This is a genomic window from Clostridium sp. AF22-10, assembly GCF_003478725.1.
GTDB lineage: Bacteria > Bacillota > Clostridia > Lachnospirales > Lachnospiraceae > Otoolea > Otoolea fessa.
In genome coordinates this window covers 22,174-38,472 of record NZ_QUFZ01000024.1, presented here as the reverse complement: position 1 = coordinate 38,472, position 16,299 = coordinate 22,174, and the positions used below count along the sequence as shown (strand labels likewise).

Annotated in this window: 11 protein-coding genes and 2 pseudogenes; 4 read left to right on the top strand and 9 right to left on the bottom strand. The window is 50.2% G+C overall.

What is annotated here, in order from left to right:
- Nucleotides 1-194: 194 nt before the first annotated feature.
- The 5 genes and pseudogenes from yajC to scfA form a co-directional block, all read right to left on the bottom strand.
- Nucleotides 195-470, bottom strand: coding sequence for a preprotein translocase subunit YajC (gene yajC, locus DWX91_RS13830; RefSeq protein ID WP_022359870.1), 276 nt, complete (start codon nt 468-470; stop codon nt 195-197).
- A gap of 17 nt (nt 471-487) precedes the next feature.
- A pseudogene (gene tgt / locus DWX91_RS13825) lies at nt 488-1,623 on the bottom strand (tRNA guanosine(34) transglycosylase Tgt).
- A 17-nt stretch (nt 1,624-1,640) separates the two neighbouring features.
- Nucleotides 1,641-3,802: pseudogene (secD, locus tag DWX91_RS13820) on the bottom strand (protein translocase subunit SecD).
- A gap of 19 nt (nt 3,803-3,821) precedes the next feature.
- Nucleotides 3,822-5,225 (bottom strand): thioether cross-link-forming SCIFF peptide maturase, encoded by a 1,404-nt coding sequence (gene scfB, locus DWX91_RS13815; protein WP_118472961.1) that lies wholly within the window; start codon nt 5,223-5,225, stop codon nt 3,822-3,824.
- A 185-nt stretch (nt 5,226-5,410) separates the two neighbouring features.
- Nucleotides 5,411-5,557 (bottom strand): six-cysteine ranthipeptide SCIFF, encoded by a 147-nt coding sequence (gene scfA / locus DWX91_RS13810; RefSeq protein WP_022359867.1) that lies wholly within the window; start codon nt 5,555-5,557, stop codon nt 5,411-5,413.
- Nucleotides 5,558-5,892: 335 nt separating this feature from the next.
- Between scfA and DWX91_RS13805 the strand changes: the two genes are divergently transcribed.
- A complete protein-coding gene (locus DWX91_RS13805; RefSeq protein WP_118472941.1) occupies nt 5,893-6,252 on the top strand; it encodes a TIGR04086 family membrane protein in 360 nt (119 codons plus the stop codon).
- Here the strand turns inward: DWX91_RS13805 and DWX91_RS13800 are convergent.
- Nucleotides 6,187-7,515, bottom strand: coding sequence for an HlyC/CorC family transporter (locus tag DWX91_RS13800; protein ID WP_118472942.1), 1,329 nt, complete (start codon nt 7,513-7,515; stop codon nt 6,187-6,189). The genes DWX91_RS13805 and DWX91_RS13800 overlap by 66 nt on opposite strands.
- Nucleotides 7,516-8,119: 604 nt before the next feature.
- Between DWX91_RS13800 and DWX91_RS13790 the strand changes: the two genes are divergently transcribed.
- A complete protein-coding gene (locus tag DWX91_RS13790; protein ID WP_118539243.1) occupies nt 8,120-8,962 on the top strand; it encodes a BadF/BadG/BcrA/BcrD ATPase family protein in 843 nt (280 codons plus the stop codon).
- On the opposite strand, the gene DWX91_RS13785 is transcribed toward DWX91_RS13790, so the two are convergent.
- Complete coding sequence (locus tag DWX91_RS13785) at nt 8,892-9,431, bottom strand: signal peptidase II (RefSeq protein ID WP_118472945.1); 540 nt, start codon at nt 9,429-9,431, stop codon at nt 8,892-8,894. The genes DWX91_RS13790 and DWX91_RS13785 overlap by 71 nt on opposite strands.
- A 137-nt stretch (nt 9,432-9,568) precedes the next feature.
- Between DWX91_RS13785 and DWX91_RS13780 the strand changes: the two genes are divergently transcribed.
- Nucleotides 9,569-11,158, top strand: coding sequence for a S8 family peptidase (locus tag DWX91_RS13780; protein WP_243099066.1), 1,590 nt, complete (start codon nt 9,569-9,571; stop codon nt 11,156-11,158).
- Between the two features lie 211 nt (nt 11,159-11,369).
- Here DWX91_RS13780 and clpX read toward each other — a convergent pair whose 3' ends face one another.
- Both clpX and DWX91_RS13770 read right to left on the bottom strand, forming a co-directional pair.
- A complete protein-coding gene (clpX, locus tag DWX91_RS13775) occupies nt 11,370-12,857 on the bottom strand; it encodes an ATP-dependent Clp protease ATP-binding subunit ClpX (RefSeq protein ID WP_118472947.1) in 1,488 nt (495 codons plus the stop codon).
- Nucleotides 12,858-13,148: 291 nt separating this feature from the next.
- A complete protein-coding gene (locus DWX91_RS13770; protein WP_118472948.1) occupies nt 13,149-14,678 on the bottom strand; it encodes a S1C family serine protease in 1,530 nt (509 codons plus the stop codon).
- 290 nt (nt 14,679-14,968) lie between these two features.
- Here DWX91_RS13770 and DWX91_RS13765 point away from each other — a divergent pair, with 290 nt between their 5' ends.
- Nucleotides 14,969-16,177, top strand: a complete 1,209-nt coding sequence (locus DWX91_RS13765; protein ID WP_118472962.1) for a class I SAM-dependent rRNA methyltransferase — start codon at nt 14,969-14,971, stop codon at nt 16,175-16,177.
- Nucleotides 16,178-16,299: the final 122 nt, after the last annotated feature.

Below are 16,299 nucleotides of genomic sequence, written 5' to 3'. Positions count from 1 at the left end.
AAAGAATGTGCCTTGGCACATTCTCGCGCCGAGCGCGGTCGCTTGCGACATGTTTCTGCTTCGCGCGAGTGCGCATCATTGGCACGTTAGTGCCTTTTTGTGTAATAGGGAATTCCAAGGAATTTCCTGTTACACAAAAAAGGACCGCCGCCCCCATCGGGAGCTGCGATCCTCTCACTTTCTTACCGTTCTTCTTAGACTTCCGGTTTCTCAACCTGAACGATTGCATCCTTACGCATCGGGATGCGGCAGTTCTTGTTGCTTCCAAACTCTACGATTACAGTATCATCGGTCATATCGATAATCACGCCGTAGAAGCCGCTGGATGTCAGAACGCTGTCGCCTACTGCTACGGTTGCCATCAGTTCTGCCTGTTTTTTCTTTTCCTTGGACTGTGGACGGATTGCCATAAAATAGAAGATGGCAATAATAAATACAAGGTAAACGATCATTCCGCTTGTGCTGCTCATGTGGTATATTTCCTCCTTTAGTTCGATTCACCCATCATGCCTGCAAGTTTCTTTGCTTTATACTCAGCATAACAGTGATGTTCGATCGCGTCGCGAATCTCTTCCATCATTTTATTATAAAAATACAAATTATGCAAGACGCATAATCTCATCCCCAGCATTTCCTTCGCCTTAAACAGGTGGCGGATATATGCGCGGGAGTAAGAACGGCATGCCGGGCAGCCGCAGCCTTCCTCGATTGGGCGCGGATCCAGCTCATATTTGCTGTTCAGGAGATTTAATTTGCCATGGTTCGTGTATACATGGCTGTGGCGTCCATTCCGGGACGGGTACACACAGTCAAAGAAATCGACGCCCCGGTCTACCGCTTCCAGGATGTTTGCCGGTGTGCCGACGCCCATAAGATAAGTCGGCTTGTCCTCCGGCAGGTGCGGAACGACTGCATCCAGAATCCGATACATTTCCTCATGCTCTCGCCAACTGCCAGACCTCCGACCGCATAGCCATCGAGGTTCATTTTGCTGATTTCCTTCGCGTGTTCGATACGGATATCCTCGTAAATCGCACCCTGATTGATACCAAACAGGAGCTGTTCCCGGTTGACCGTATCCGGCAGTGCATTGAGGCGTGCCATCTCATCCTTGCAGCGCGCCAGCCAGCGCGTCGTGCGCTCCACTGATTTCTGTACATAGTCCCGATCGGCAAGACTCGGCGGGCACTCATCAAATGCCATCGCGATCGTCGAACCTAAGTTGGACTGAATCTGCATACTTTCCTCCGGTCCCATGAAAATCTTGTGACCATCGATGTGGGAGTTAAAATAAACGCCCTCTTCTTTAATCTTCCGCAGTCCCGCCAGGGAAAACACCTGAAATCCGCCGGAATCCGTGAGGATCGGGCGATCCCAGTTCATAAATTTGTGCAGACCGCCAAACTGTCGGATCAGCTTGTCGCCGGTACGGACATGGAGGTGGTAGGTATTGGAAAGTTCCACCTGCGTGCCGATCGTGCGGAGATCATCGGTCGAAACCGCGCCCTTGATCGCCGCCACCGTGCCGACATTCATGAAAACAGGCGTCTGGATGGTTCCGTGGACCGTTTTCATTTCCGCGCGTTTTGCGCGGCCATCTTTGTATAAAATCTTGTATTCCATCTTTTTTCCTATACTTTTTACTTCTCTGCCTTTGCCTTCTTGCCAGCCGGTTTGGCATTCTTCTCCATGCGCTTTTTATTCAGCACATACCAGACAGAGCCGGACAGGCATACGGACGAATACGTACCGCAGATCAGACCTACCATCAGCGGAAGAGCAAACTCACGGATGGAAGATACACCCAGGATGTAAAGAATCAGGACCATGACGAAGGTCGTCAGCGTCGTGTTGATGCTTCGCGTCAGGGTCTGGCTGATACTGGTGTTGACGATCGTCTCAGCGGACTCTTTATTGCCCAGAAGCTTCATATTCTCACGGATACGGTCGAAGATAACGATCGTCGCGTTGATTGAGTAACCGACAATCGTCAGCATGCAGGCGATGAACGTCGAACCAACCGACCAGCGCAGCATCGCATAGCAGGTCAAGACAACCAGTACATCGTGCATCAGGGCAAGAACCGCGCCTGCCGCGAACGTGATGTTGCTGAAACGGAACCAGATGTAGATCAACATGCAGATCGTCGCAATCGTAACCGCCACAATCGCATCGCGCTTCATCTCCTGGCTGACTGCACCGGAGATACTATCGGCTGTGATCTTCTCTTTATCCACACCAAACTGATCCGCCAGCGCCTGGTTTAACTCTTCGCGCTCGTCCATGTTCAGGGTACGTGTCTTGATGATAACCTCGTTGCTTCCGGCTACCTTCTGGGTCTGTGTGCCAGCTTCGCCGGTAATCTTTTCTACCACCGGAACCACCTGGGAGGAAATATCTTCCAGAGACATATCCTCGTTAAAGGTAACGTTTGTAGAAGTACCGCCTCTGAACTCCATGCTGTAGTTGAGCGGCACACCCATCGAAGACTGATTGTGAACCATGCTACCGACGCCTGCCAGAATGATCACGAGCGACAGAGCAAAGTAAAGCTTGCGGAATTTCAGGAACGGACGCGTCTTCATATCCTTGCGGCATCCGTAGAATTTCGCATCCTCAAAGCCCATCTCATAGAAGCAGTTCAGGCAAATTTGGTTACAAACAGCGCCGTGAACATAGAAAGCACGATACCGATTGCCAGCGTCGCCGCAAAGCCCTTGACGGTACCGGAACCTCTCCAGAACAGAACCGCTGCCGCAATCAGGGTGGTTACGTTTCCGTCGATGATCGCGGAAAGTGCCTTGGCGAAACCTGCCTTGATCGCATTCTTGACGGATGTTCCCAGACCGATCTCCTCTTTGATACGGGTGAAAATGATAACGTTCGCATCCACCGCCATACCAATCGACAGGATGATACCAGCCACGCCCGGAAGCGTCAGAGTCACCTCAAATGCAACTAACAGGATCAGGATCAGACCGACATACAGGCACAGAGCCAGAGATGCAGCCAGACCCGGAAGCAGATATACGGCAATCATAAATACAATGACAATGGCAAATCCGATCAGACCTGCCTTTAAGCTGGTGGAGATCGCCTCCTGGCCCAGCTTCGCGCCAACTACGTTGGAACGCAGCTCTTCCAGCTCCAGGGACAGGGAACCGATACGGATCGTGGACGCAAGATTATTTGCCTCTTCATAATCCGCCATGCCGTCGATCTGGCACTGTCCACCTGTGATCGCCTCACGGACGGTCGGAGCAGAAATAATCTGGTTATCATAAATGATATAAATTGGTTTTCCGACGCCATTCGTGGTCGCCTCAGCAAATGCCTGTTTACCTTCCTCGGTAAAGGTCAGGGAAACGATATACGCCTTGGAACCGGTCGCCTTATCCTCGGTCATGCCGGCTTTCGCGCTGGCAACCTGTTTACCATCGAGGATCTGATTTCCTTCAGAGTCCATGAAAATCAGGGAACCCGGTTTTCCTAACTCTTCCAGAATCGAGTTGGCATCCGATACACCCGGAATATCTACGTTGATACGGTTATTACCCTCCTGGTAAACCTCCGCCTCGGTACTGTAATTCTGTACACGTTGCTGGAGCTTGTAAATCGTATCCGCCATATCCTCGGAAGACGGATTTTCTTCTTTCGCCTGATAGGTAATGCTGACACCGCCAGCCAGGTCAAGACCCAGCTTGATCTGATTCATCGTCGAATAGCCGAAATAGCCGAATACGCCGATGGCAATCAGAAGGAGCAGCATCCCCAGGAAGCTTTTTCCTTTTTTGTTCTTCATTCCTCTCTCTCCTTGTTCTCTACTCGTCAGAGCCGTCTGCAAGAGCAGCTTTTATCATGATCGCGCACTCGATACGTTTTTTCTGCATCTCACACCCGATATCATACGCATCCGTGATGGAACCGTGGAAATTGTAGGAATTGGCCGCACAGCCGCCGCTGCAGTAAAATCTGGCAAAACAATCCCGACATTTGTCTTTCGCATAGACATTGCAGAGCTTGAACTCGTCGCGGACTGCCGTGTTGGTCACGCCCGTATCCACGTTGCCGAGCAGGAAATCTTCGTTTCCTACAAACTGATGGCACGGATAGAGGTCGCCCCACGGGGTAACTGCCAGATACTCAGTTCCTGAACCGCATCCGGACAGACGTTTTGCCACGCACGGTCCCTGTGTCAGATCAAGCATAAAGTGGAAGAACGTGAAGCCGCGTCCCTCTTTGTGTCTCTTGACATACTCTGCTGCCAGACGGTCATATTCCTCGAGAATCTGCGGAAGATCCGCCTCTTTGATCGCGTAGGGCTCTTCATCCGGTGCTACGACCGGCTCAACCGACATTTTCTTGAATCCAAGATCGGCAAAATGCAGAACATCTTTGCCAAAATCCAGGTTGTTGTGTGTGAAGGTACCACGCACGAAATAATCGCGGTCTCCGCGCTTCTCTGCAAATTTCTGGAACTTCGGCACGATCAGGTCGTAGCTTCCGGTCCCGTTGCGGAATGGGCGCATCTTGTCGTTGACCTCTTTTCGTCCATCCAGACTGAGCACGACATTCGCCATCTCGCGGTTGCAGAATTCCATAATTTCATCATTTAACAGAACACCGTTGGTGGTCAGTGTGAAACGGAATTTCTTGTTGTGCGCCTCTTCCTGGGAACGTCCGTACTCGACTAACTGTTTAACCACCTGCCAGTTCATCAGCGGCTCGCCGCCGAAGAAATCGACTTCCAGGTTCCGGCGTTTTCCAGAATTGGCAATCAGGAAATCCAGCGCTTTCTTGCCGACCTCAAAGGTCATCAGCGCTCTGCGTCCATGATACTCGCCCTCTTCTGCAAAGCAGTACTGACAGGCAAGGTTGCAGTCATGCGCGATATGCAGGCAGAGTGCCTTGACAACCGTCTGGCGCTTCTTGAAATCCATAACGAAGTTTTTGTAAATGTCAGCAGTAAAGAGTTCTTCCTGATCGATGAGCTCCTGAATGTCCTCAAACGCCTCTCTGATCTCTTCCTGGCTGTATTTCTCTTTTAATGCTGCCGCCGTCTCGTCTTTCAGGGACTGGGCAATCTGAAACGGCTTCTCGCTGTCCGGAATCCGCTCCGATAAAAAGGAAATCACATCGTACAGAAGCGGATCGACCGAATGGACGGAGCCACTGTTGACATCCAGTACGATATAATATCCATTATTTATATACTGATGAATCACTGTCTTTCTCCTTCTATAAGACATAGGCAGGCAGACAACCCGGAACATATGCAGTCCTCTCCTCGGACCGCGCTCCGTCTTGTCTGCCTCCCTGTGTCAACTCTGCGTTTTCTCAGACTCCAGCTCTCCCACTCATGAAAAGCTCTGATTTATCAGAAAACGCCTCATTTGTTTTGTACTGCCAATTAGCGGTTCTGGTTCTCGCAGCTCTGGTTACCTACAGTACAGGATGTCTTACATGCAGACTGGCAGGATGTCTGGCACTCGCCGCAGCCGCCTTTCTTCATGCTGTTCTTCAGTGTGCTTGCGCTCAGTGTCTTTACGTGTTTCATCTCTATGTCCTCCTTCATTTTTTTAGTATATAAAGTCCTACAGATTATATCATATGTTGCCCGCTTGTGCAAGCATTTCAATTTACCGTGTTTCTCACAGATTCCGGCTTTTTTGGAACTGTTCACGAGTAGGCACTTTTGGAACCGAAAGTGCCGTAGAAAACGTGGTGGCAGCAGGAATTTGCCGTATTGAGATGCGAAGCCACGGCAAATTCCGTTACTGGGCACGTATGCGTGAACAGTAACGCTTGTTTGTAACAGTGTTTCATTCTGCAGGCATATTTGTCCTTCTTTGTTCATATGAATAGAAAAAGAATGCACACAGGTATTTTATCATGGAAAAATCAGCTATCCAGATTCTGCTCCGTTCTTCTCTCTTCTCCTACGCGGCAACTGCTGTCTTTCTGCTTCTGCTCGCGTTTGGGATGTACCGTTTTCAGTGGGGTGAAAAGGAAATCACGCTAGGAGTGCGCGGCATCTACATTCTCGCCTGCTTCCTGGCGGGGCTTAGCGCCGGGAAAAAAGCAAAAAGGCGCCGGTTCCTCTGGGGATTCTGCGCCGGCGCCCTTTATTTTCTTATTTTTCTAGCCCTGTCTTTTGCGATCCGACAGTCCCTCAAGGGGACTGCCTCATCCCTGCTGCTTTCCTTCGCCCTCTGCGCCGGAAGCGGCACCATCGGCGGTATGTTTAGCTAACGCCGCCTCCGACGGGCTTAACAGGTACAGATGAATCTTATCGATCCGGTTCTTATCCACACATTCAACGACGAGGCGGACGTTTTCCACTACAACCTCTTCTTTTTCCTGTGGAAGATGGTTCAAAAGTCCGATCACCAGTCCGCCGATGGAATCATATTCGTCTGACTGGAGCTCCAAATTCAGGCGTTCATCCAGATCGTCGAGTTTGACCGAACCATCTACCATGTATTCCCGCGGGGCGATGCGCTGAATGGATTTTTCCTCGTCTCCATCGTACTCGTCCCGGATATCTCCGACAATCTCCTCCAGCATATCTTCCAGCGTGATAAGACCGACCGTCGAACCGTACTCGTCGAGCACGATCACGATGCTGATCGCTGCTTTCCGCATCTCGCGCATCAGCTCAGCAACCTTCTTAAACTCATATGTATAGAGAGGTTTCCGCAGATATTTCCGGACAGAAAAGCCCTCTTCCCCGCCTTTTAAGAAAATATCCTTGATGTTCAGAACACCGATGACATTGTCCGTCGTCTCCTCATAGACCGGGTAACGCGTGTATTTCTCACTGCGGAATACCTCCATCAGCTCGTCATACGTCGCATCCACGTCCACAAACGTCATGTTGACCTTAGGAAGCATGACATCGCGCGCCACGGCGTCCCCGAAATCAAACACATTGTTGATCATCTTCTTCTCTTCGGACTCGATGACGCCCTCTTCGTGGCTGACCTCCACGATCGTCCGCAGCTCATCCTCCGTGATGGACTCGCCCTTTGCCTTCACATCCACGCGAAGCAGCTTCAACACTAAAAACGAGAGCTGGTTGACCACAAAAATGACCGGTGTCAGCACCGTCATGATATAATAAATGATTTTGGCGAACCGAAATGCAATCCGCTCAGCCTGTATCGTTGCAACCGTCTTCGGCGTGATCTCGCCGAAAATCAGGATCAAAAGCGTCAGAATGCCCGTCGCAATCCCTACGATCTTGTTGCCCCAGATGTGGGTGGCAAGAACCGTCGCAAGAGAAGACGCATACAGGTTTACCACATTGTTGCCGATCAGAATCGCACTCAGCATTTTGCTCGGATCCTCTATGATCTTTAATACATACTCTGCCTGCTTATCGCCATTCTCCGCCAGCGTCCGCACCCGGATCTTGTTGACCGTCGTCAGCGCCGTCTCCGTAGAAGAAAAGAAAGCCGACATCAAAAGCAGCAGTACCAAAATCAATAGCTGTATCCCATCACCAGAACTCAAAAAACTCAACTCCTATCTCCCCATGTAGGGGATTACTCTTTTTTAAGGTTGATTCTACCGTATTTCATAGGTTCTGTCAATAAAGACAGACCTGCATTTCCATACTTCTGCCATCTCCGGGAGTTTGACAGTTGAATAATAGAAAAATACCTTGCAGGCCGCATAGAACCTGCTTTTTTTGTGTCAAAAAAATTCGGAGTCTTTTTATATTGCAAAAAGCTATATTAATAACGAGGGAAAAAGTACATCTGTTAATGTGCATAAACTGGGAACACTTAAAGAACTCCTTATTAAACATGGACCTCATACTCTCTGCTCCACCATGCCTGATATCCCGTATTTCCGGTCACTATTTCCTTATCATTAAAGCATATTTCAGTCTCAGCCAGAATCTCAACAAAGCTTGGGCGTGACATATAAATCTTTATGTTATCCATTTGAAATATCATTTTAAGAACATTCGGACCACATTCTTCCATTGCACTTTATTTTACTTTACCCTATAATGTTTATAAAAACAATCCAATTCTTACAGTCATAAAAGATACGGAACGACTGCCCTGGCAGCCATATCCTATTTTTATATCATAAAGGAGATAAGCAAATGAATTTATCCCTCGGAATCGACATCGGCAGTTCCAGCACCAAGGCGGCGGCACTGGATGAGCATGGCGCTCTGCTTGGTACGCTTCAGGTTCACGCGGATGACCCGCGCACCTCGGCTTACGGTGTTCTCGGGCGTTTCCTGGATCAGCAGAGCGCTTCGTTTGACGATGTTGAAAAAATCGTCCTGACCGGGCTCGGTTCGACGTATTTCCATGAAAATATCTTCGGTATCCCGACCATCCATGCCCTGGAGCTGGATGCCATCGGGCGCGGCGGCTTATACCTGTCCGGGCTTGACGAAGCGCTGGTGGTCAGCCTTGGAACCGGCTCTGCCTTTATCCGCGCTTCCAAGACAAACGGCTTCTGTCATCTGGGCGGAAGCGGTGTCGGCGGTGGGACACTTGCCGGCATGGCGGAGCGCTTTCTCGGCGTCACCGACATTTTTGCCCTCTCAGAGATGGCGCTGCGCGGCAATAAGGCCATGGCAGATCTCCGCATCGCCGACGTGCAGGAGGAAGATGTCCCGGGACTTGCCGCCGACTTAACCGCTGCCAATTTTGGGCGAATCAAAAGCGGCGCCTCGGATGCTGACCTGGCTGCCGCTCTTTTCAATATGATTTATGAAAATGTGGGTGTGATGGCGTCCCTGGCGCTCAGCCAGGACACCACCCGGAATGTCGTCCTGACTGGTTCTCTCGCCAGCCTTGCACCTGCTGCAAAGACCTTTGACATTTTCAATCAGATGCACGATGTCTTTGGAATCGACTATATCATTCCGCCTCATCCGTCTTTTGCCACGGCAGTCGGAGCGCTTTTATGTGATCCTCTGCCGGAGAACTAAGATCACGGACGGCTCCCAGCAGATCAAAGGCTGCGATCAGGGCGCTTCCTGCGAAGATAAAAAAGTCTCCCAGATTAAAGACGACCTTTTCCAGGTATTTACACCGGATGCTGAAATAATCTACCACATAACCGCGTTTGAGGCGGTCATATAGGTTGCTTAAACCACCCGCCGTGATGAGGGCAAAACCGATCCGATCGGCTTTTCTGCCTTCGTCCCGGCACAGTAACCATGTCAGAATGCCCGCTGCCGCCGAGGTAAAGACAACCGGCACCATGCGGACCAGTTCTTTCTTTTCTTTTTTTACCCCAAAACAGAAACCGTCGTTGTGATTGCGGTACAGGCGGATCTTTCCATGGCTTTTTTCCATGTCGCGCGGAAAATCTTCCGGTTTCTGGGCTTCTATGTTTTCCTTGCAGAAATAATCGATGCCGAACAGGGCAGCTATCATATACAGGTATTTTTTCATAAGGGCACCTCCTCATATAAATGTCATTATCTAACTTATATTTATTATAACAAGTTTTTCCGACAGAGTATAGGGAAGCTTTCGTATTTTACCGCATATCTTATCTTAAATTCTAAAAAATCTCTATGGAAAACGCTATGAATTGCTCTTCTCTTCCAGACAACCAAACCGCCGATTTTATCGAACGTTTTTTTCCTTTTACCTATAACCAGATTTTGGAAAATGATTCCGGCTGCTATGATTTTGTCAATCATGAGTATGTGATCTGGCACCGGTCTCTGGCGGAGGCGCTGCCGCTCTCAGTCCAGCAGTATGGCTATGACTCGATCCCGAATCTTTATACCATATTAGATACATCCAGCCTGGACAGCGCAGGAATTTCCCGGACCGCAGAACAGCCATTCCTGGGAAACAAGGGGCGCGGGACGCTGATTGGGATTGTGGATACGGGGATCGATTATACAAATCCCTTGTTACGCGATCCGAATGGAAGCACGCGCATCGCCGCCATCTGGGATCAGACGGTTCCGGGCGCGGGGCTTAGCACGCCAGATCCGATCGATGCGCTGCACTACGGAAGTGTCTACCAGCGTTCCCACATCAACGAGGCGCTGCGCTCGGAAGATCCGCATTCCATCGTCCCCACCTCGGATCCTCTCCGCCACGGCACGCAGATGGCGCTGGTCGCCGCCGGTTCCGAAGATGCCGATGCTTTTTTCTCCGGGGCGGCGCCGGAATCGGAACTGGTCGTTGTCCGCTTGAAACCAGCCAGAACCTATCTTCGCGATTTTTTTCTGATCCGCGAGGATGCCATCGCCTTTCAGGAGGACGACATCATGCTCGGAATCAAGTTTCTTCTTTATATTGCCAGGCAGGAGAAAAAGCCCCTTGTGATCCTGCTGGGTCTTGGCACCAATACCGGAAGCCACAGCGGCACTTCGCCGCTTGGTCTATATCTGAACAGCCTGTCGCGCGCCAGCGGGCAGATTCTGGTCGCCGCCGGAGGCAATGAAACCGGGCGCGGGCACCATTTTCGCAGTGTATTTCCTGCTTCCACCTCCTATGAGGATGTGGAACTGCGGGTCGGTCCCGGCGAACGGGGATTTACGCTGGAACTGTGGGCGCGTGAATCGGAGCTTTACAGTGTCGGATTTTTATCCCCCTCCGGCGACGAAACGGGACGCATCCGGCTCTCCGGCGACGAAGAACGCCGGATTCCCTTTCTTCTGGAAGGAACGACCATTCACCTCAACTATACCAGCTCCGAGCTGGCGACCGGAAGCGAACTGATCCTGATGCGCTTTGATGCCCCCGCCGCCGGAATCTGGAAAATCCGCGTCTACCACACGCTCTCGATTCAGGGTGAATACCATATGTGGCTGCCGGTGCACGGCTTTATCTCGGATGAAACCTTCTTTCTGCGCCCGGATCCGGACACAACCATCACCGATCCGGGCAATACAGCAGCCATCATCACCACCGCCGCCTACAGCCACCAGACGGGCGGGATCTATCTGCATTCCAGCCGCGGTTTTACCCGCACCAGAACTATCAAGCCCGACCTTGCCGCCCCCGGCGTCCGGCTCCTGCTTCCCGATTATCAGGAGGTAACCGGAACCTCATTTGCCGCCGCCATGACCGCCGGAGCCGCCGCGATCCTGCTCTCCTGGTCTGCCTATACGCCATCAGCCCCGCGGATCAATACCTCGATTGCCAAGCGTTTCTGATCCGCGGGGCTGACCGCCGAAATTCCATCGAATATCCCAGCCGGGAGTGGGGGTATGGGACGTTAAACCTATATAACTCTTTTTTATCCATGAGAAGTTAATTAACTTCTGCTGTTTTCTCTTCACACACAAATTACTTTTCCGGATCCTTACATCGCTAACTTTCACCACATCCATGACACCGTTCACCGATCATGTTCCTGAAAAGTTATTATCCCCGCATCTCTATCCGCGGACCGCCCTTCTTCTCCAGATACGGGCGCGTGATCACGACGGATCCGATATTCGGATCTTTCGGGATCTCATACATGATATCCATCATAAAATCCTCTAAAATTGCACGCAGCGCACGAGCACCCGTATCTTTTTCCAGCGCCCGCTCGGCGATCCACTCCAGTGCATCGTCCTCAAACACCAGTTTGACCTCATCCAGCGCCAGCAGGCGCTCATACTGCTTGAGGATCGCATTTTTCGGTTCTTTCAGAATCCGCATCAGCAATTCCTTTGTCAGCCCCTGCAGGCTCACAAGCACCGGCAGACGTCCGAGGAACTCTGGAATCATGCCAAAATTCCGCAGATCTTCCGTTGTCACCTGGCTCAAAATATCCGGATCATTGTCAAATTCATCCTTCAAATGGGAGTTGAAGCCCATCGTGGAACGCTTTTTCAGGCGCTCCTTGATGATATCATCCAATCCCGGAAACGCGCCGCCACAGATAAACAGGATGTTGTTCGTATCCACAGTCGCCATCGGCGTGAGTGCATTCTTCTGGTTTGAGCCGACCGGCACCTCTACCTGGCTGCCTTCCAGAAGTTTTAAAAGTTCCTGCTGTACCGACTCACCGCTGACATCGCGGCTCATCGTATTTTTCTTTTTCGCAATTTTATCGATCTCATCGATGAAAATGATGCCTTGCTCAGCTTTCTCCACATCATTTCCAGCCGCTGCCAGAAGCTTGGAGACTACGCTTTCTATATCATCTCCGATATATCCAGCTTCCGTGAGCGACGTCGCATCCGCGATCGCCAGCGGCACATCCAAAAGCTTCGCCAGCGTCTTGACCAGGTACGTTTTTCCGCTTCCGGTCGGTCCCAGCATCAGGATGTTGGATTTCTCAATCTCCGGCTCGCCGCCCTGCATCTGCATTCCCTGTGCCGCCGCGTTTTCCGCCTTTTCTTCCGTATTTTCATTTGCCCGAAGCTCGTCCTGCTGCCGGAGAATCACGCGCTTATAATGGTTGTAGACTGCCACTGAAACTGCCCTTTTCGCCCGCTCCTGCCCAATCACATACGCATCCAGCTGCGCCTTGATCTGGTGCGGTGCCGGAACATCCTTCATCGTCAGAAATTTCTCCGCGTCTTTTGCCTTGCTCTTTTTCTTGATCTTATTTTTCTCTGGAATCTCTGTATTCGGCATCTGCATGCCCGCAAAATCATTGAGATTCATGTTCATAAACGGCATATTTTGAAGCTTGGAAAAGTCCATGCCCGACTTGGAAATCGAGTCAAATGCTTTCTGCATACACTCATGGCAGAAATTCATCCCGCCCGGCATCGTGATCATCTCTCCCGCCTTGCTCTCCGGGCGGCGGCAGACGTAGCAGATTTTCTCGTAATCATCCGAATGATCTGTACTGGTTTTATTTGTATCTGTTTCGTTTATATTGGTTGTCGTATCTATATTCTGGTTATCACTCATATTTTTATATTTCCTCCAATCTGAAAGCACCTTTTCATTTTATCATAGCTTGTGAAAAACGTAAATCATAACAGCAGCCGTCATTTCGTTTTAAAAATAAAAAAATTTCCCATGAAACAAAAAGACAGATGAATCACCGCCCTCTCTGATTACAAGAGGATCTACCGGCGGTTCACCTGCCTTCTTTTCTATATCTTCCTGATTTTATTCATTTCCGCTTCGCAACAGTTCCGTATCTTCACCGTTACGGGCAAATATCCATTCCAGCCCACTTCGCTGATGGGATATTTTCTATCTTCCCAGTTTTCTCTGCGGACTTGCCTGTGATTCACTCCGACTCTCGTTCTGGCTATCCTGGCTCTGCGGCATATCGCTCTTGGAGCCCAGTGTAATCTGTACGTTTCTCTCGACATATTTGCCATTTTCCAGACTCTGTACCGTCATGGTAACGGTGGAACCTGCCTTATAGTAAGTCAGCAGTTTCTTGAGATCATCACCATTCTTTACCTTCTCACCGTCAAACTTGGTGATAATATCGCGCTCCCGCAGATCCGACCTGGATGCCGCGCCGCCCGCAACAATCTTGTATACATAGATACCTTCCGGCATGCCATACGCCTGCGCCATCTGGCTGTCGATATTCTGAAGCTGGATTCCCAGATAGCCCTGCTCATTCTCATCGACAGCTACCTTCGTCGTCTTCGTCATCAGGTCGCTGATAATATCCTTTGCCTGTGAAATCGGGATCGCATAACCGATGCCCTCAACACTGGTGTCCGAATACTTCGCCGCATTGATGCCGATAACTTCACCGTTCATATTTAAAAGTGCGCCGCCGCTGTTGCCTGGGTTGATCGCCGCATCTACCTGCAGAAGTGTCCGCTCTACGTCGTTGATGGTTAGCTTTTTATTTAAAGCGCTGACATAACCGACGGTAACCGACTGCCCCTGTCCCAGTGCGTTACCGATTGCCACAACACCCTGTCCCAGCTTCAGGGAATCAGAATCGCCCAGATCGGCTGCCTTAATCTGTTTTCTCGTTTCTTCCGGTATATCCGAAAGCTGTACGGCAATGACTGCCAGATCCGAATCGGAATCAGTACCTTTGACCGCTGCCTTAACGCTCTGGTTATCAATAAAGGTAACCGAAAGTTCCTCGGAATCTTCAACGACATGGTTATTGGTAATAATCAGAAGTTCCGTGTCATTCTGTCCGGCAATGATTCCTGAACCGCTGCTCGGCACCTCGTACTGCTGCTGACCAAACAGCCAGTTGTTCTGTGTATAAATCATCTTATTGTTGATCGCTACAACGGACGGCATCGCTTTCTCTACAATCGAAGAAACATCGTTGCCAATGGAGGCCTGCGTTTTAGTGCCAGCATCTGCCTGTGTCTCCTGGGAAACCTGACCGATCGTTTCCTGTGCGGTCTCACCCGGAAGAAGCCGGTTTGAAAGTGCATTCACGCCAACCATGGTTCCGCCTGCCACACAGCCAAACAGAATGCCCGACATCACAAGTGCCGCAATTTTCTTACCAGTATTCTTAGAGCCATGTCCCCGGCCACTCCGTTCTTCCGGAATATAGCTGCGTTCCGGCTGCTTCTCTGCATTCTCTTTCGGATCTGCTCCGGCTGCTGCCTCCGGTTCTCCATCGAGACTGCCCCGGTAACGGGAATCATGATAACCGCCATAATCGGAAGTTTCTTCTTTTTTAGCAGTATCGTTATTCTTTTCCTCATAAGCGCTGTCCGAATAAGCGCCCTCCGTATAATCTACATCCTGATCGTGTCTCTCATTTCTTTCATTCTCGTCATACATATATTCATACCTCCTGTTCTCAGGAATCACAGCCGCGTACTGTCCATTTTGCGAACCTTCCCGCAGCGGATTGTTCATACTCTTATATTCTATCTCAGGCTTTCTGCCCTCTCTCTGTTTACATGAGATAGTCTATCAGTTATTTGTGATGTAATTGTGAAAATAAAATCATAAATCTGTGAAGCTTAAAAACATCTCTTGGTTTTCACTTGTCAGTCCTTCTCTCCTCTTGTATACTTAATGAATGAAACGAATTTTACATTTTATATGAAAGGACTGTTACATCCATGATGAATACACAGGCAGTTGTCCATATCCGCAAAGGCGAGGCTCGTTCCCTGAAAGCCGGCGGTATGTGGATCTATGATAATGAAATTGAACGAATTGAGGGCGAATTTGAAAATGGCGATATCCTTCGTGTCGAAGATTTTGACGGTTATCCGCTCGGATGTGGTTTTATCAACACCCGCTCCAAGCTTACCGTGCGGATGCTTTCCCGCAAAAAGGATACTGTCATCGACGATGCTTTTATCGAAATGCGCGTCCGCAATGCCTGGGAATACCGCCGTCAGACAGTTGATACCAGCAGCTGCCGCCTGATTTTCGGCGAAGCAGATTTCCTTCCGGGCATCGTGATCGACAAATTTTCTGATGTGCTGGTCGTTGAATCCCTGGCGCTCGGTATCGACCGTCTGAAACCGCTGATTCTGGAAAAACTCGTCAAGGTGCTTGAGGAAGACGGCATTCATATCCGCGGTATTTACGAGCGCAGCGACGCTAAGGTCCGCTTACAGGAGGGCATGGAGCGCTATAAGGGCTTTATCGGGGAACCATTTGATACAAAAGTAGAGATCGTTGAAAATGGTGTCCGCTATCTGGTAGATGTCAAGGACGGGCAGAAAACTGGCTTTTTCCTCGACCAGAAATACAACCGTCTGGCAATCCAGCGTCTCTGCCCGGGCAAACGCGTTCTGGACTGTTTTACCCACACCGGCTCCTTTGCCTTAAATGCAGCCGTCTCCGGTGCCAAAGAGGTCATCGGCGTGGATGCGTCCGAACTTGCCGTCGCACAGGCGCGTGAAAATGCAGAGTTAAACGGTGTTTCCGGCACTACCACCTTTCAGTGCGCGGATGTCTTTGACCTGCTTCCGGAATTAGAGGCAAGAGGTGAGCAATTTGACGTCGTGATCCTCGATCCGCCTGCCTTCACAAAATCCCGCAGCTCGGTCAAAAATGCCATCAAGGGCTACCGCGAGATCAATATTCGCGGTCTGCGTCTGGTAAAGGACGGCGGCTACTTCGCCACCTGCTCCTGCTCCCATTTCATGACGCCGGAACTCTTCACAAAGGCGATTCAGGAGGCAGCCCGCAGCGCCCACCGCCGCCTGCGCCAGATCGAATACCGCACCCAGGCAGCCGACCATCCGATTCTGTGGGCGGGGGATGAGACGTCCTATTATCTGAAGTTCTACATTTTCCAGGTTGTGGATGAAAAGTAAAATTACAGAATGTTTGTAAGACTATAACCAAGCAATATGAACTGCTATTATAAATCATGAATATGCAAATCCTCTCAGAGCAATCTGAGGGGATTTGTTTCGTTTTATCATTGTCTGTTCTG